Source organism: Streptomyces sp. NPDC006733 (genome assembly GCF_040636125.1).
Taxonomy (GTDB): Bacteria; Actinomycetota; Actinomycetes; order Streptomycetales; family Streptomycetaceae; genus Actinacidiphila.
Genome location: NZ_JBEYJD010000024.1, coordinates 20,884 through 36,455 on the forward strand (window position 1 = coordinate 20,884; position 15,572 = coordinate 36,455).

Sequence of the window (15,572 nt, forward strand, 5' to 3'; positions counted from 1 at the left end):
GCTCCCGGTCCATCTACCCTGACCGGGTGCGCCACTTGACCGATTCCCCCGCTCCCGCCGCCGACCCCGCCCGGGACACGGCCCGTACGCGGTCGCGGGCCGCGGCACGCGCGGTGACCGAGGCCCTGCAGCCCCGCAACGTCGTGCTCGTCGGTCTGGTCGGCGTCGGGGCCGCCGCGTCGGGCAGCGTGAGCGGCGCGGCGTGGGGGCTCTTCGCCGCCCTGTGCGCCGGGATCGTCCCGGCCGGGTACATCGAGTGGGAGCGCAGGCGCGGCACCTGGGGCGACCGGCACGTGGTGGACCGCGGGCAGCGGGCGCCGATCTTCGCCGTCATCCTCGGCTCCATCGGGATCGGCGCGGCGGTGATGCTCCTGGCGCACGCGCCGACGGACATCCTCGTCGCGATGGTCTCGATGTGGGCGGTGACCGTCGTCCTGCTCGCCGTGAACACGTTCTGGAAGATCAGCGTGGACTCGGCCGTGGCCTCCGGCGTCGTCGCGCTGCTCTGCGCGGTCGCGTCGCCCTGGTGGCTCCTGGCCTACGCCCTGGTCGCCGCCGTCTGCTGGTCGCGCGTCGCCCTGGCCTACCACTCCGTCGCGCAGACCGTGGCCGGCGCCGCGGTCGGCGCGGCGTCCGGCGCGCTGTTCCTGCTCTAGGCGGAACGCCCGGACGGGCCGGACGGCCGCGCGGGCCGCACGGCCGGGAGGAGTGTCCCGGTCAGAGGACCTTCACGTTCAGCGCGTGCGGGCCCTTGGGGCCGTCGCCGAGCTCGTACTCGACGGCTTTGTCGTCGGCGACGGTGCCCTCGATGTTCTTGCCGTGCACGAACAGGTCGTCGCCCCCGTCGGCGGGGGTGATGAAGCCGAAGCCCTTGCCCGGGTTGAACCACTTGATCGTGCCGTTGAGCTTCGCCATCGCCGTACCTTCGCCTCTTCGGATGATCCCGCCAAGTTACCCGCTCCGCGGGGGTCCCCCGCGACACGCCGACGGCGGGCCACTCGTCGGGCTGTCCGATGCGTCGTATTGCTCCCGCGCGGACCGGCGCCGTGGAAGGATTCCGGTCCATCGGCGCTCAGGGGGCGACATGGATGCCAACAGCAGGAATGTGCACGTCGGTTTCGACGGCGAGCAGGTGACGATCCAGCGGCCCGGCCTGCTGAGCAGGCGGGTGGAGCGGCTTCCGGTCGCCCGGATCGGCGCCGTCCGCTGGAAGGCCCCCGGCTGGACCGGATTCGGGAGCATCCGCTTCGTCCTGGTCGGGGCCGACTCCGGGGGCGTGGACATCCCCGGCCCCAGGACCGATCCCTCGGTGACGTTCGGCAAGGAGCAGCGGGCGGAGTTCGAGGCCCTGTGCCGGGCCGTCGAGACCGCGGTGGGCCAGCGGACCCGTGCGCCCCGGACGCCGCCCGCCGCGCCGCCGATCTCGCTGGCGGACGAGCTGGAGCGGCTGGCCGGGCTGATGAAGCGCGGCCTGCTGACGCGTCCGGAGTTCGAGCGGGCGAAGCGCAAGCTCCTGCGCTGACCGGCCCGGAAGCAGCCTCGCCCCGGTCCGCGGGGGACCGGGGCGAGACGTGGTGCGCAGTTCCTGACGTCAGGAAGCGGCGGGCACCGGTACGGCGTGCGGGGTGCACACGACGTCGTGGCCGTCGAGCTTGCCGTTGATCAGGTAGTCGTCCACCCGCTGGTTGATGCAGGGGTTGACCAGCCCGGTGACGCCGTGCGAGCCGGCGCCGTTCTCCGTGATGAGCTGCGAGCCCTTCAGGCGCTTGTGCATCTCGAGCGCCCCGGTGTACGGCGTGGCCGCGTCACGGGTGCTCTGCACGATCAGGACGCTGGGCAGTCCGCGGTGCGACCGTACGTCGACCGGGGTCTGCTGCTTGACGCCCCACGTGGCGCACGGGAGGTTCATCCAGGCGTTGGACCAGGTCAGGAAGGGGTAGTTCTTGTGGAGCTCCGTGTTGTCACGGTCCCACTTCTTCCAGCTGGTCGGCCACTTGGTGTCGGTGCACTCCACCGCGGTGTAGACCGCGGTGCCGTTCTCCGACGAGATGTTGCCCTTGATGTCGGACATGTCGGGCCCTGCGGCGTCGACGAGCGCCTGGGTGTCACCCGCGCGGTACTTGCTCCACACGCCGGCGACGGACGCCCACGACGAGTCGTAGTACGCCGCGCCCTGGAAGAAGCCGAGCAGCTCGGCCGGGCCGACGACCCCGCCGACCGGGTTCGCCTTCGCGGCGGCGCGCAGCGCCTCCCACTGCGCCTGGACCTTCGCCGGGGTGTCCCCGATGTGGTAGACGGAGTCGTACTTCGCGACCCACGTCTTCCAGTCGTTCCAGCGGCCCTCGAACGCCACGTCCTGGTCCAGGTTGTTCTGGTACCAGATCTGGTCGTCGTCCGGGTTGACCACGCTGTCCACGATCATGCGGCGCACGTGGGTCGGGAAGAGCGACGCGTACACGCCACCGAGGTAGGTGCCGTAGGAGACGCCCAGGAAGTTCAGCTTCTTCTCGTGCAGGGCCGCGCGCACCACGTCGATGTCGCGGGCCGTGTTGGCCGTCGTCATCTGCGAGAGCATCTGCGCGCCGGTGCGCTCCACGCAGCCCCTGGCGTACTCGGCGGCGAGCTTGCGCTGCGCGTCCTTGTCGGCCTGGCTGTCGGGGACCGGGTCGGCCTTGGGGGCCTTCACGTACTCCTGCGGGTCCTGGCAGGAGATGGGCGCCGAGTGGCCGACGCCGCGCGGGTCGAAGCCCACGAAGTCGTACACCTTGGCGGTGTTCACCCACAGGGCCGCCTTGTTGACGATCCGGAGCGGGAACCGCATGCCGGAACCGCCGGGGCCGCCGGGGTTGTAGAGCAGGGCGCCCTGGCGCTCGGCCGGGGTCCCGGTGTTGCCGACCTTGTCGACCGCGATCTTGATGGTCTTGCCGAACGGCTTGGCGTAGTCCACCGGAACGGTGACGTAGCCGCACTGGACAGGAGCCGGGAGGCTCCAGTCGGCCGGACACGCGGCCCAGTCGATGCCCTGTTGGGCCGCACGGGCGGCCGCGATCTGCACGCCGATGGACTCGGCGAGTCCGCTCGGCTGGTGCTGGCCGGTAGGCCGCTTGTCCCCGGCGGTGGCCGCCGGGGCGGCGGCTATGGCGCCGGCGACGAGAGCGCCGGTGGAGACGAGCACGACAGTGCGTCTCATTCAGTTCCTCCCCCTACTGATCCGCGACTTGTGGCCGCGGTGATCACAGAGATTCGAATGGATCCTTTCTGCTATGAGGTGGCTGTGAACAGGTCACACCGGCAATTCTTTACCAATACGTGACATGGCGTGCGACGTGGCGGCCTCAACGAGACCACGGATGTACCAGTGCGGCACCGAGCCGTCCCCGGCCAGCTCCGGCTGGAAGAGCGTGGCCAGGAAGAAGGGGTGCGCGGGCAGTTCGGCGATCCTCGGCTGCCCTTCGGCGTCCTGTCCCGTGAACCGCATGCCGTGCTCCCGCAACAACGGCAGCAGTTCGGCGACCGGGCCGTAGTCGCAGTGGAAGCGCTCCTGGGTCTCCCGGCCGCCCAGCAGCCGTTCGGCCAGGGAGCCGGGCGTGGTGTGGATCGTCCCCTCGTGGCCCACCAGCGAGCACGCGAGGGGCGCGATGAGCAGGTCGCCGTCGCCGTCGGGGCTGTTCTCCGCGTGCCGGGCGCCGTGCAGGCCGCACACGCCGCGGGCGAACTCCAGCAGCGCGTGCTGGAAGCCGCCGCAGGTGCCGAGGAACGGGATGCCGTCCTCGCGGGCGGTGCGCACGGCCGCCAGCGCGCCCGCCTCGCTGCGGTACGGGCTGCCGGGCAGCAGCCAGACGGCGTCGAACGCGGACACCGCGCCGGGGCGCGCGGCCTCCTCCGTCGGGATCCAGTACGCGTCGGCCAGGAGCCCGTGGCGCCCGCGCAGCGCGTCCAGCAGGACGGGGATCCGCTGGTGGGACCGGACGGACGGGGAGCGGTCGCCGACGAGGGCGATCCGGGGGGCGGGGTGCGGTGCGCGGGCGGCGGCCTCGGCCGCGGTCGGGGTGGTCATGGACGCCATCCTGCGACCGCTCGCCACATCACGTCCAACGATGAAGAGTTGTCCGGGCATCAGTAATACTGATGCCCATGGATCCGCATCTGCTGCGCACCTTCACGGCGGTGGTCCGGCTCGCGTCGTTCTCCGCCGCCGCCCGCGAGCTGGGCTACACCCAGTCGGCGGTCTCGCAGCACATCGCCGCCCTGGAGGCCGACCTCGGGGTGGAGCTGCTGGGCCGCCGGCCGGTGGCGCCCACCGAGGCGGGGAGCCGGCTGCTGGAGCACGCGGGACCGCTGCTGCTGCGGATCGGCGCGGCCCGCGCCGAGGTGGTGCGGGCCGCGCACTCCCCCGCCGCGCGGCTGGTGCTCGGCGCGTCCCCGCTGGCGTTCGGCGACCGGACGGCCCGCGCGCTGGCCGGACTGCGGGCGGCGGCACCGCGCACCGACGTCACCGTGCGGCTGCTGGAGCGCGCCGGAGTCGTGGCCGGGGTGGCCTGCGGCGACCTCGACCTCGGGCTGGTGGACGGGGCGGCGGCGCCCAGCGACCCGCTGCGGCTGCCGGACGCCGGCCCGCTGCACACGGCCGGCGTCGGCGAGGAACCGCTGGCCGTCGTCCTGCCGGACGGCCATCCGCTGGCCGACCGGGAGGGACTGCGGCTGACCGAGCTGATCGACGCGCTGTGGCTGGACGCCCCGGACGCCGCGATCCCGCTGGACGAACTGCGCGCGGCGTGCGGCAACGGCTTCCGCACCGGGCCGCGTTACGACGGCACGGACGTGCGGACCCTGCTCACACTGGCGCGGGCCGGGCACGGGCTGGCGCTCCTGCCGGCCTCGGTCGCCGGGGCCGGTGCGGTCCCGCTGGCCGCTCCGCGGCTGGTGCACCGCACGGAGGCGCTGCACCGCGGCGACCCGGGCCGGGCGGCCCGGGTCCTGACAGACCTGCTCGGCGTCTCGCGGTGAACGCCGCGCGCCGCGCGGCACGGCACGGCGGTCAGCTCCAGCCGTAGCGCTCCGTCAGCCGTGCCACCACGCGGTCGAAGCGCGGGCGGTCCAGCGCGCAGGCCTCCCGGCGCATCCCGTCGGGGTGCACGCGCAGCACGCGGTCGAGGTCGACCCAGGACTCGCGGCGGGCCGCGTCCCACGAACCGGTGCCGATCGGCACCCATTCGCGGTCCGCGTCATGGCGCTTGCTGGACAGCTGCACCGCCAGCAGGGTGCCCGCGGTCTCGCGCGCCACGACCAGCACCGGCCGGTCCTTGCCGCGGCCGTCGTTCTCCTCGAACGGCACCCACGTCCAGACGATCTCGCCGGGGTCCGGGTCGCCGTCGCGGTCGGGCGCGTACGCCGTGCGGACCGGGCCGACCTCGTGGGGCCGTGCCTCGCGCGTCGCGGTCGGCCCGCCCTGGCCGGGGGACGGGGCCGGTACCGCTGCGTCGTTGATCGAAGTGCTCATCGGGTCACGCTAGCGCCTGCGGCGACGGCGGTCGCCGGGTGGTGGCCACCCGCGCCCGTGCCGGTGTCGCCGGCGGGCGGCGTCATCGCGTCGAGCAGCCGCCGCAGGCCGAGCGCGTCGGGGGCCACGGCGGTGACCAGGACGGCCGGTCCGGCGAGCGGGACGCGGACGGCCTGCCCACGGTCCGGGTCCCCGGCGAGGGTCGCGGCCGGCGGTGGCCGGTCGGCGAACTCCGGTGCCACGATCAGCAGTTGCCCGACGGCGCGGTAGCGGTGCAGGACGGCCGGTCCGTCCCAGCCCGGGACGCCGGGGCCGAACGCCAGCTCCTGGTCCAGCAGGGGCGCTCCGGCGCGGTGCACGGTCAGCCGGGTGCTGAGCCGGCCCGGGCGCTCGCCCGCGCGGCCGAGGACCTGCTCGTCGCGGTAGACCAGCCGGGCGTCCGCGGCGAGTTCGACCCGGGTGGTCATCCGCAGGTCGCTGCCCGCGGCGGCGATGAGCTGCTCGGGCAGCCAGCGCAGTGCCGCGCCCGGCCCGACGGCCAGCCGCACGTCGTACGTGGCGGGTTCACCGGACGCGCCCGGCAGCGCGATGGTCGCGGCGGCGCTGGTCACCGTCAGCTCCGCGCCCGCGCCGACGTCGGCGGACAGCTCCAGCCGGTCGCCGCCCAGCGGGGCGCTCATCGCGCCGACGACCGTGACCTGCGCGCCGGGGCCGGTGGCGCGGGTGCGGCGCAGCGCGAAGGGGCCGTGGCCGGCGAGCACCGGCAGCGCGGTGCCGCCGCGCCCGTCGGCCGCCGCCACGATGCGGGCGGCGGCGCGCACTGCGGCGACGGCGGCGACGGCGGCGACGGCCGGGACGGTGGCGGCCGGGGCGGTCACGCCGGGACCGCGGTCCAGGCGGCGAGCCGCTCGCGGATCCAGCCGGCGACCGGGGCGATGCCGTTCTCGGCGGTGAGCGCGGTGAAGACCACCGGCAGGTCGCCGCGTTGGGCGTGGGCGTCGCGGGCCATGACGTCCAGGTCGGCGCCGACCAGCGGGGCGAGGTCCGTCTTGTTGATGACCAGCAGGTCCGAGGTGGTCACGCCGGGCCCGCCCTTGCGGGGGATCTTGTCGCCGCCCGCGACGTCGATGACGAAGATCTGCGCGTCGACCAGCCCCTTGGAGAACGTGGCCGTGAGGTTGTCGCCGCCGGACTCGACCAGCACCAGGTCCAGCGGCCCGACCGCGTCCTCCAGGTCCTCGACGGCTTCGAGGTTGGCGGAGATGTCGTCGCGGATCGCGGTGTGCGGGCAGGCACCGGTCTCGACCGCGCTGATGCGCTCGGGGGGCAGGACGGCGTTGCGCAGCAGGAACTCCGCGTCCTCGCGGGTGTAGATGTCGTTGGTGACCACCGCGATGGACAGTTCGTCGCGCAGCAGGCGGCAGAGCGCGGCGACGGTGGCGGTCTTGCCGGAGCCGACCGGTCCGCCGAGGCCCACCCGCAGGGCCCGGCGGGTGCCGTCGGGGCGCTGGGCGGGGATGCCGTAGGCGTAGCGCTCGGGGTAACGGTGCGGGGGGTCGAGGTGCATGGCGGGCTCCGGAGTCGGTCGACGGTGGCGTGCGGGCGGTGGCGTGCGGGCGGATCTCGGGTCGGCCCGGTGTCAGGAGGCGAAGAGGCGGACGGGCCAGGCGGCGTGCTGCTCGGCGTGCAGGTCGAGCAGCGGTGCGGAGGCGGCGGGCAGGGTGGCGATCCCCTCCGTCGCGGCGCGGGCGGCGGCCAGGGCGGCCCGCTCGGCGACGGCGTCCAGTTCGGGGGCGAGTCTCGCCAGGACGGCGCCGACGGCGAAGGGGTCGAGTCCGAGCAGCCGGACGGCCGCGGTGGTCGGTCCGGTGACGCACTCGTAGACGGCCACGTGTGCCGCGTCCAGCGGGGCGAGGCCGGCGGCGCGGGCGGTGACGCCGAGTACGACCGGCTGGTGGGCGCCGCGCGGGCGGGCGGCGGCGAGCCGGTCGAGTTCCGCGGCGGGCCAGGCGGCCCGTGCGGCCCGCATCAGTTGCCGGCCGAGCTTGCGGGCGGTGGCGCGCAGCGCCGGCGACGGGGTGCGGGCGTCGGCCGCGGCGTCGAGCAGCAGCGGGTCGAGGCCGGTGGCGGCCGATGCCGCGACCGCGGCGGCCACCAGCCCGGTGGTGTGCAGGCGGCCCCGGCAGAACGCGGCGAGGGTGGCCGGGTCGTGGACGAGGCCGGCGGTGACGGCGGCCTCGCCGCCCCCGGAGTGGGCGTGGCCGCCCGCCGGGAACCGCCCGTCGGCGAGCATCAGCAGCGCGGCCCGGGAGGCGGGGGCCGCCGGTCCCCCGAGCGCGGTCGCGCTGCCGCTGGTGGTAGCGGTCATCAGAAGAGGAAGTAGCGCTGGGCCATGGGCAGTTCGGCCGCCGGGGCCGGTTCGACGACCTCGCCGTCGATGCGCACCGTGAACGTGTCGGGGTCGACCTCGACGCGCGGCAGGGCGTCGTTCTCCCGCATGTCGGCCTTGGTCAGCGCCCGGGTGCTGCGGATCGGCAGGAAGCGTTTGCCCAGGCCGAGCCGGTCCGGGAGCCCGTCGTCGAGCGCGATCTGCGTGGTGAAGTTGAAGGAGTTGGCGGCCGGAGCGCGTCCCACGGCGCCGAACATCGGCCGGGGCAGCACCGGTTGCGGGGTGGGGATGGAGGCGTTGGCGTCGCCCATCTGCGCGTAGGCGATCTGGCCGCCCTTGATGACGAGCAGCGGTTTGACGCCGAAAAACGCCGGCTCCCACAGCACGAGGTCGGCGAGCTTGCCGGTCTCGACCGAGCCGATCTCCTGGTCCAGGCCCTGCGCGACCGCCGGGTTGATGGTGTATTTGGCGACATAGCGACGAGCGCGGTGGTTGTCCGCCCGCCCGTCCCCGGGCAGCGGTCCGCGGCGCTTCTTCATCACGTGCGCGGTCTGCCAGGTCCGCAGCACGACCTCGCCGATCCGGCCCATGGCCTGGGAGTCGGAGCTGATGATGCTGATGGCGCCCAGGTCGTGCAGGAAGTCCTCGGCGGCGATGGTGGACGGCCTGATCCGCGACTCGGCGAAGGCGAGGTCCTCCGGGACGGCCGGGTTCAGGTGGTGGCAGACCATCAGCATGTCGAGGTGTTCGTCGACGGTGTTGACGGTGTGCGGGCGGGTGGGGTTGGTCGACGACGGCAGGACGTTGGGCCGGGAGACGACGGTGATGATGTCCGGCGCGTGCCCGCCGCCCGCGCCTTCGGTGTGGTAGGCGTGGATGCCGCGCCCGGCGATGGCGGCGAGGGTGTCCTCGACGAAGCCGGCCTCGTTCAGGGTGTCGGTGTGGATGGCGAGTTGGGCGCCGGTGGCGTCGCAGACCGTCAGGCAGGCGTCGATGGCGGCCGGGGTCGCCCCCCAGTCCTCGTGGATCTTGAATCCCACGGCGCCGCCGCGCAGCTGGCTGTGCATCGCCTCCGCGGAGACGGTGTTGCCCTTGCCGAGCAGCCCGATGTTGACCGGGTACGCCTCCAGCGCCGCGAACATCCGCGCGAGGTGCCAGGGGCCGGGGGTGATGGTGGTGGCCTTGGTGCCCTCGGCGGGGCCGGTACCGCCGCCGACGAGGGTCGTCACGCCCGTGGCCAGGGCCTGGTCGACGAGGGTCGGCGAGATGAAGTGGACGTGCGCGTCGATCGCCCCGGCGGTGAGGATCCTGCCGTTGCCCGCGATGATCTCGGTCTCCGGACCGATGACGAGGTCCGGGTGCACACCGTCCATCGTCTCGGGGTTGCCGGCCTTGCCGATCGCGGCGATCCGGCCGTCCCGGATCCCGATGTCCGCCTTGACGACGCCCCAGTGGTCCAGCACGACCGCGCCGGTGATGACGGTGTCGGGGGCGCCCTCCGCGCGGGTGGTGCGGGACTGCCCCATGGACTCGCGGATCACCTTGCCGCCGCCGAAGACCGCTTCGTCGCCGGAGCCGGCGGGGCCGCCGGACAGGTCGCGCTCGATCTCCACGAGCAGGTCGGTGTCGGCGAGCCGGATCCGGTCGCCGGCCGTCGGGCCGAACAGGTCGGCGTATACGGCGCGGGCGAGGTCAGCCATCGAGGGCCCCCGCGGTCTCGCCGCGCAGTCCGGCGACGACGCGCGCGCCGCCGAGGGGGACCAGCTCCACCGCAACCGGGACGCCGGGCTCGAAGCGCACGGCGGTGCCGGCGGCGATCGACAGCCGCAGGCCGTGGGCGGCCGCGCGGTCGAAGTCCAGGCCGGGGTTGGTCTCGGCGAAGTGGTAGTGCGAGCCGACCTGGATGGGACGGTCGGCGGTGTTGAGCACCGTCAGCCGCGTGACGGGCCGTCCCGCGTTGAGCGGCACGGGCTCGTCCGCGAGGAGGATCTCTCCGGGGATCATCGGGGTCGCCTCCTCGTCAGATGATCGGGTCGTGCACGGTGACGAGCTTGGTGCCGTCCGGGAAAGTGGCCTCGACCTGCACGTCGGGGATCATCTCGGGGATGCCGTCCATGACGTCGGCCCGGCTCAGCACCGTCCGGCCGGACGCCATGAGGTCGGCGACGGTGCGGCCGTCGCGGGCGCCCTCCAGGACGTGCGCGGTGATCAGCGCGACGGCCTCGGGGTGGTTGAGCCGCAGTCCGCGCGCGCGGCGCCGCTCCGCCACGTCGGCGGCGACGTGTACGAGCAGGCGCTCCTGCTCGTGGGGGGTCAGTTGCACGGCCACACCTCACAGACGTTCGGGTGCGGAAGGCTAGTTCGGCGGCGTTACACCCGCGTTAACCCACGTTACGCGCAGTGACACCGGTTGCGGCGGGTGACGCGTCGCGGGCGGGCCGCGGCGACGGGGCCGCACGTGCTCTTTGCGGGCCCTTTGCATCGGCTTTGCCTGGCTTCGTCCGTTCACCGGAACTTCCTGTCCGGTTATCGCCCTTGACGCCTCGTCCGGCCCGGCCGGATCATCATGTCCGCATCAAAGAGACTTCTGGCCAGAAGACGCTCCCGCACGCCGTGGCCGTCGCCGCGGCGTGCCTCGTTCGTTCCGCGCCCCCACCACGGAAAACGGAGCACCACGTGTCCACAAGACTGACGCTGCGCCATGCCCTGACCGCCGTCTGCGCGGTCACCGCGCTGTCGGCGGCCCTCGTCGGCGCCTCGCCCGCGGCCACTGCCGCGGCCCCGGCCGCCGCCGCCCCGACCCTCGCCGCACCGGACATCCCGGTCGCCAACGTCAAGGCGCACCTGTCCCAACTGCAGTCCATCGCCAACGCCAACAGCGGCAACCGCGCCCACGGCCGCCCCGGCTACAAGGCCTCCCTCGACTACGTCAAGGGCAAGCTGGACGCGGCCGGCTACACCACCACCATCCAGCAGTTCACCTCCAGCGGCGCCACCGGCTACAACCTGATAGCCGACTGGCCGGGCGGCGACGCCAACCACGTGGTGATGAGCGGAGCGCACCTGGACTCCGTCACCGCCGGGCCCGGCATCAACGACAACGGGTCCGGCACCGCCAGCACCCTGGAGGTCGCGCTGGCCGTCTCGCGCGCCGGGCTGCAGCCCACCAAGCACCTGCGGTTCGGCTGGTTCGGCGCCGAGGAGCTGGGGATGATCGGCTCCAAGTACTACGTCAACAACCTGCCGTCCGCCGACCGGTCGAAGATCGACGCCTACCTCAACTTCGACATGATCGGCTCGCCCAACCCCGGGTACTTCGTCTACGACGACAACGCGGCGCTGGAGAAGGTCTTCAAGGACTTCTTCGCCTCCAAGGGCATCCCGACGGAGATCGAGACCGAGGGTGACGGCCGCTCCGACCACGCCCCCTTCAAGAGCGCGGGTGTGCCCGTCGGCGGGCTCTTCAGCGGCGCGGACTACATCAAGACCGCCGCCCAGGCGCAGAAGTGGGGCGGCACCTCGGGCCAGGCGTTCGACGCCTGCTACCACCGCTCGTGCGACACCTCGGCGAACATCAACGACACCGCGCTGGACAACGGCAGTGACTCGATCGCGTACGCGGTGTGGAACCTGAGCACCGGGACCACGACCCCGCCGACCGGCACGGTCTTCGAGAACACCGCGGACGTCACCATCCCGGACGCGGGCGCCGCGGTCACCTCGTCGGTCACCGTCAGCGGCATCACGGGCAACGCGCCCAGCGCCCTGCAGGTCGGCGTCAACATCGTCCACACCTACCGCGGCGACCTGGTCATCGACCTGGTCGCCCCGGACGGCAGCACCTACCGGCTGAAGAACTCCAGCGGGTCGGACTCCGCGGACAACGTCAACACCACCTACACCGTCAACGCCTCCAGCGAGGTCGCCAACGGCGTCTGGAAGCTCAAGGTCCAGGACGTCGCCAGCGCCGACACCGGCTACATCAACAGCTGGAAGCTCACCTTCTGACGCACCGGACGAGCCGGACGGCCGCAACGGCCTGAACGGCGCGACCGTACGTCCTCCGCTCCGACCGTCTCACTCGCGGCCCGGACGCCGATCCCCGGCGTCCGGGCCGCGGTGTTCCGCGGCGATGCCGAAGCGGCGGCGTTCGCCCGTGGCGGACGCGCCGGAGCCGAACGAGGAGACCGTGCTGATCACCGGCTCCTCGGCCGCCGCATCAAGATCGCGGAGTCGCTGCAGGTCAGCGGCGGAGACCAGCGCGACGAGCGGCTTGCCGTGGCGCGTCAGCACCACCTGTTCACCGCCGTAGACAACGCGGTTGATCAGTTCCGCGAGCTCCGCACGCGCTTGTGTCACCGGTACTTCATGGGCCATGCTCCCCATCATATCGAGATGTACGTCCTGTACATTTTTTACGTGGAGGTGCCGCCATGTTCCGACCCACCGCCCGCTACGTCCTGCCCGAGTTCACCGAGCGCACCAGCTCCGGAACCCGCTCCATGGACCCGTACTCCAAACTGCTGCAGGAGCGCGTCGTCATCCTCGGCACGCAGATCGACGACACCTCCGCCAACGACGTCATGGCGCAGTTCATCCACCTGGAGAGCTCGGCGCCCGGCCAGGACATCTCGCTGTACATCAACTCCCCCGGCGGCTCGTTCACCGCCATGACGGCCATCTACGACACGATGCAGTTCGTCACCTGCGACGTGTCCACCGTGTGCATCGGCCAGGCGGCCTCGGCCGCCGCCGTGCTGCTCGCCGCCGGCGCACCCGGCAAGCGCATGATCACCCCGGGCGCGCGCGTCCTCATCCACCAGCCGTCCTTCGGACAGGCGACCCAGGGCACCATCGCGGACCTGGAGATCCAGGCCAACGAACTGCTGCGCACGCGGGAGAAGTTGGAGGAGCTGCTGGTGCGGCACACCGGCCAGGAGGCGGAGCGGATCAGCGCCGACATCGAGCGCGACAAGATCCTGGACGCCACCCAGGCGGTGGAGTACGGCCTCGTGGACCGGGTCACCCTCAGCCGCAAGACCAGCGCGGTCCCGCACGGCATCCGGTGACACCGGTGGTGCCGGAACTGCCGGCGCTGCCGGCCCTGACGCGCTCCGAGGGCGAACTGGTCGACCGCTACCTGGAGATCGTGGACCTGCTGGGACGGATCAACCCGTCCCGCTCGCGCGACACCTACGGAGCGCTGCGCGCCGCCCAGGCGCTCGTCGGCCGCGCGACCGCGCTGCGCGAGGCACTGGCGGTGATGCACGCCCGCGGCGAGACGGAGGTGCACACCGGCACGTTGGGACGGGCACTGCGCGTCCTGGACGGCGAGCGGCGGGCCTCCCTGGTGGCCGTCGCGCCTCCGCCGGACCGCTGACGGCGCCACGACACGCCATCCGCCCGCACGTTCGGAGTAGTCACCCTTGCGCGCGACGGGTGGTTGTCGCCGCGCCGACTTGCGGAACCGGCCCGCCGGCGTCGGCGTTCCGGCGCAGGTCAACCGGCATGCGCCGGAACGACAACCATGACGGCAGGTCGTTGCGACACCCGAATAGGCGATCCGTGACGAAGATCACATAAAGCCGTTTGTGCCGGGTTTCCGGCGCTTTCGTGGGTCATGCTCCCTTGGACGACAAGACCCCGCCGCCGTGGTGGGGCGGTCCGAGCGGACGCCCAATCCTGCCGCCGCCCGGATGCCCGGTCGACACCGCAACGGCAGGAACGGAGGACCCAGGCACGACGGGGCCGGCCCATCGGTATCCAGGCCGTCCCCTTGGGGTGAAGCCGCGTCAGCGGCCGGGATTCTTCGCCTGCCCGAACCCGACAGGTCATCCTTCGCAAGCGGACGACGAAGGGTTTCGCATGGCCACCATCGGCCTGAACACACGCCTGTCCCGTATGGGAGCCGCCTCCGTCCTCACGGCCGCGGCTGTCGCGGTCCCCGCCCTCCTCCCGGCCACCGCCACGCACGCGGACGCGGCCACCGCCTCCACCAAGGCCCTGGGCATCGCGGCGTCGAAGAAGGGCTCGCCGTACCAGTGGGGTGCCTCGGGACCGTACCGCTTCGACTGCTCGGGTCTGACCCTCTATTCGTTCAACAAGGCCGGCAAGAAGCTGCCAAGAACCACCGGCGCGCAGTACAACAGCACCACGCACATCGGCGCCGCCAGCCGCAGGGCGGGCGACCTGGTCTTCTTCCACTCCGGCAGCAGCGTCTACCACGTGGGCATCTACGCCGGCAGCGACAAGATCTGGCACGCCCCCAAGACCGGCACCCGGGTCCGGCTGGAGAAGATCTGGACCGGCAGCGTCTGGTACGGCCGGGTCCGCTGATCCGCGGCGCAGCCGGCAGCCCGCTCCCCGCAGCCGTCCGGCCGCGGGGAGCGGGGGCGCGACCGGCGCGAATATTCCCGGCAAGGACGGCGGCGGACGGTTATGTTGGCGCCGTTTGGGCTCCACCCGCCGACCGGGAGACACGTATGACCTATCTCAACCCCGTCCGCCACATCACCTTCGACGCCTCCGACCCGTACCGCCTCGCCGTGTTCTGGGCCGAGGTGACCGGCTACGCGCTGGAGGACGCCGATCCGGCCGACTCCGAGGTCCTGATCGAGTCCGGCCAACCGGGCCTGCCCGGGCTCCTGTTCGTGCGGGTGCCCGAGGGCAAGACGGCCAAGAACCGGCTGCACCTGGACATCCAGCCGCCCACCGGCACCCGCGACGAGACGGTCGAGCGGCTGGCGGGGCTGGGCGCCGCGGTCGTCAGCGACCAGCGCCGGCCGGACGGTACGGGCTGGGTGTACATGTCCGACCCGGAGGGCAACGAGTTCTGCGTCGAGCGCAGCGCCCCCGAACGCGCCCTGGCGGAGCGGGCAGCCGGGGCATGAACCTGCCGCGGATCCTGGCCGACGTGGAGCGGGGCGTCCTGCCCGAGCCCGACGGCGGGGTGACGATGGTGCCGCAGCCGTCGCGGCGCGACGCGGGCGTCCTCTCCTTCTCCGCCCACGCCGTGGTGTTCGCCGACACCGACCACGCCTGGATGCGCGGCCTGCTCGCCCCCGGCGACCTCGGGGCGCCGCTCAGCCCGGCGTTCCTGCACGCCCTGGAGCGGCGCGTCGGCCGGCGGGTGGAGGCCATCGACATGATGGTGCTCGCCCCGCCGCTGCCGGGCCCGCCGGAACTGCCGCTGGAGCCCGCCACCGACCGCACCCATCCGCGCGTCGTCCGCGCGCTGGAGCACCGCGACGACGTACGGGCCTGGACCGCGCCGGGGGGCACCGTGCTGATCGGCCGGGGCGTCGGCGGGCGGTGGGAGGCGGCCGTGGAGGTCGACCCCGGCGCGCGCGGAGCGGGTCTGGGCCGGCGCCTGGCCCGCGCGGCCCGCCATCTGGTGCCCGGCGGGCGGCCGGTGTGGGCCCAGATCTCCCCGGGCAACGCCGCCAGCGTGCGCGCCTTCCTGGCCGCCGGGTACGTCCCGGTGGGCGCGGAGGCGCTCCTGGTCGCGGACGGCGGCTGACGCCCCGCGGCCGGATCCGGTCGACGGTTTCGGCGAAACGTTCCAGCAGAGCCCTCCGGCGAAACGTTCCGCCGGGCGGTGCACCGCGCGCGGGGCCCCCCCCCCCGCGCACCGCCCCCGGACCCCCCCAGGGCGGCTGAACCAGGCGGGGTTGGCGCCGGCGG

General features: G+C 73.3%; 20 protein-coding genes and 1 riboswitch. Of the genes, 9 read left to right on the plus strand and 11 right to left on the minus strand.

The features are described from left to right. Positions 1 to 113 precede the first annotated feature (113 nt). Complete coding sequence (locus ABZ721_RS21785; protein WP_358790406.1) at positions 114 to 656, plus strand: hypothetical protein; 543 nt, start codon at positions 114 to 116, stop codon at positions 654 to 656. A 61-nt stretch (positions 657 to 717) separates the two neighbouring features. On the opposite strand, the gene ABZ721_RS21790 is transcribed toward ABZ721_RS21785, so the two are convergent. Next, positions 718 to 915 (minus strand): cold-shock protein, encoded by a 198-nt coding sequence (locus tag ABZ721_RS21790; RefSeq protein WP_358790305.1) that lies wholly within the window; start codon positions 913 to 915, stop codon positions 718 to 720. A gap of 169 nt (positions 916 to 1,084) precedes the next feature. Between ABZ721_RS21790 and ABZ721_RS21795 the strand changes: the two genes are divergently transcribed. Next, the gene (locus ABZ721_RS21795; RefSeq protein ID WP_358790306.1) at positions 1,085 to 1,522 is read left to right on the plus strand and encodes a DUF4429 domain-containing protein; all 438 of its coding nucleotides are present in this window, start codon (positions 1,085 to 1,087) and stop codon (positions 1,520 to 1,522) included. A 69-nt stretch (positions 1,523 to 1,591) separates the two neighbouring features. Here ABZ721_RS21795 and ABZ721_RS21800 read toward each other — a convergent pair whose 3' ends face one another. Continuing rightward, a complete protein-coding gene (locus ABZ721_RS21800; RefSeq protein WP_358790307.1) occupies positions 1,592 to 3,190 on the minus strand; it encodes an alpha/beta hydrolase in 1,599 nt (532 codons plus the stop codon). A 93-nt stretch (positions 3,191 to 3,283) separates the two neighbouring features. Next, on the minus strand, positions 3,284 to 4,057 hold the full coding sequence (locus ABZ721_RS21805; RefSeq protein WP_358790308.1) for a hypothetical protein: 774 nt from the start codon (positions 4,055 to 4,057) through the stop codon (positions 3,284 to 3,286). 77 nt (positions 4,058 to 4,134) lie between these two features. Between ABZ721_RS21805 and ABZ721_RS21810 the strand changes: the two genes are divergently transcribed. Beyond that, complete coding sequence (locus tag ABZ721_RS21810; protein ID WP_358790309.1) at positions 4,135 to 5,007, plus strand: LysR family transcriptional regulator; 873 nt, start codon at positions 4,135 to 4,137, stop codon at positions 5,005 to 5,007. Positions 5,008 to 5,038: 31 nt separating this feature from the next. On the opposite strand, the gene ABZ721_RS21815 is transcribed toward ABZ721_RS21810, so the two are convergent. The 7 genes from ABZ721_RS21815 to ABZ721_RS21845 all read right to left on the minus strand — a co-directional run bounded on the left by ABZ721_RS21815 (position 5,039) and on the right by ABZ721_RS21845 (position 10,212). Next, positions 5,039 to 5,500 carry a type II toxin-antitoxin system PemK/MazF family toxin gene (locus tag ABZ721_RS21815; protein ID WP_358790310.1) on the minus strand — a complete coding sequence of 154 codons (462 nt, stop codon included), beginning with the start codon at positions 5,498 to 5,500 and terminating at the stop codon, positions 5,039 to 5,041. Then, positions 5,497 to 6,378, minus strand: a complete 882-nt coding sequence (locus ABZ721_RS21820) for an urease accessory protein UreD (protein ID WP_358790311.1) — start codon at positions 6,376 to 6,378, stop codon at positions 5,497 to 5,499. Before ABZ721_RS21820 ends, ABZ721_RS21815 begins: the two co-directional genes overlap by 4 nt. Continuing rightward, positions 6,375 to 7,067: an urease accessory protein UreG gene (gene ureG / locus ABZ721_RS21825; protein WP_358790312.1), complete on the minus strand. Its 693-nt coding sequence runs from the start codon at positions 7,065 to 7,067 to the stop codon at positions 6,375 to 6,377. The genes ABZ721_RS21820 and ureG overlap by 4 nt, the downstream gene beginning before the upstream one ends. 72 nt (positions 7,068 to 7,139) lie before the next feature. Continuing rightward, complete coding sequence (locus ABZ721_RS21830) at positions 7,140 to 7,868, minus strand: urease accessory UreF family protein (RefSeq protein WP_358790313.1); 729 nt, start codon at positions 7,866 to 7,868, stop codon at positions 7,140 to 7,142. Further along, positions 7,868 to 9,589 carry an urease subunit alpha gene (locus tag ABZ721_RS21835; RefSeq protein WP_358790314.1) on the minus strand — a complete coding sequence of 574 codons (1,722 nt, stop codon included), beginning with the start codon at positions 9,587 to 9,589 and terminating at the stop codon, positions 7,868 to 7,870. The genes ABZ721_RS21830 and ABZ721_RS21835 overlap by 1 nt, the downstream gene beginning before the upstream one ends. Further along, entirely contained in the window at positions 9,582 to 9,893 is a 312-nt protein-coding gene (locus tag ABZ721_RS21840; RefSeq protein ID WP_358790315.1) for an urease subunit beta, read from the minus strand. The genes ABZ721_RS21835 and ABZ721_RS21840 overlap by 8 nt, the downstream gene beginning before the upstream one ends. Positions 9,894 to 9,909: 16 nt before the next feature. Beyond that, a complete protein-coding gene (locus ABZ721_RS21845) occupies positions 9,910 to 10,212 on the minus strand; it encodes an urease subunit gamma (RefSeq protein WP_358790316.1) in 303 nt (100 codons plus the stop codon). A gap of 353 nt (positions 10,213 to 10,565) precedes the next feature. Between ABZ721_RS21845 and ABZ721_RS21850 the strand changes: the two genes are divergently transcribed. Further along, on the plus strand, positions 10,566 to 11,897 hold the full coding sequence (locus ABZ721_RS21850) for a M28 family metallopeptidase (protein WP_358790317.1): 1,332 nt from the start codon (positions 10,566 to 10,568) through the stop codon (positions 11,895 to 11,897). A 69-nt stretch (positions 11,898 to 11,966) separates the two neighbouring features. Here the strand turns inward: ABZ721_RS21850 and ABZ721_RS21855 are convergent, their stop codons facing one another. After that, positions 11,967 to 12,266 (minus strand): type II toxin-antitoxin system Phd/YefM family antitoxin, encoded by a 300-nt coding sequence (locus ABZ721_RS21855; protein WP_358790318.1) that lies wholly within the window; start codon positions 12,264 to 12,266, stop codon positions 11,967 to 11,969. A gap of 56 nt (positions 12,267 to 12,322) precedes the next feature. On the opposite strand from ABZ721_RS21855, the gene ABZ721_RS21860 reads away from it, so the two are divergent. The 5 genes from ABZ721_RS21860 to ABZ721_RS21880 all read left to right on the plus strand — a co-directional run bounded on the left by ABZ721_RS21860 (position 12,323) and on the right by ABZ721_RS21880 (position 15,408). Then, a complete protein-coding gene (locus ABZ721_RS21860; protein WP_358790319.1) occupies positions 12,323 to 12,958 on the plus strand; it encodes an ATP-dependent Clp protease proteolytic subunit in 636 nt (211 codons plus the stop codon). Positions 12,959 to 12,963: 5 nt separating this feature from the next. After that, positions 12,964 to 13,269 (plus strand): hypothetical protein, encoded by a 306-nt coding sequence (locus ABZ721_RS21865; RefSeq protein ID WP_358790320.1) that lies wholly within the window; start codon positions 12,964 to 12,966, stop codon positions 13,267 to 13,269. Between the two features lie 321 nt (positions 13,270 to 13,590). Then, a riboswitch (cyclic di-AMP (ydaO/yuaA leader) is annotated at positions 13,591 to 13,751 on the plus strand. Between the two features lie 3 nt (positions 13,752 to 13,754). Further along, positions 13,755 to 14,225, plus strand: coding sequence for an NlpC/P60 family protein (locus ABZ721_RS21870; RefSeq protein WP_358790321.1), 471 nt, complete (start codon positions 13,755 to 13,757; stop codon positions 14,223 to 14,225). 146 nt (positions 14,226 to 14,371) lie between these two features. Further along, positions 14,372 to 14,779 (plus strand): VOC family protein, encoded by a 408-nt coding sequence (locus ABZ721_RS21875; protein ID WP_358790322.1) that lies wholly within the window; start codon positions 14,372 to 14,374, stop codon positions 14,777 to 14,779. Next, positions 14,776 to 15,408 (plus strand): GNAT family N-acetyltransferase, encoded by a 633-nt coding sequence (locus ABZ721_RS21880; protein WP_358790323.1) that lies wholly within the window; start codon positions 14,776 to 14,778, stop codon positions 15,406 to 15,408. The genes ABZ721_RS21875 and ABZ721_RS21880 overlap by 4 nt, the downstream gene beginning before the upstream one ends. Positions 15,409 to 15,572 lie beyond the last annotated feature (164 nt).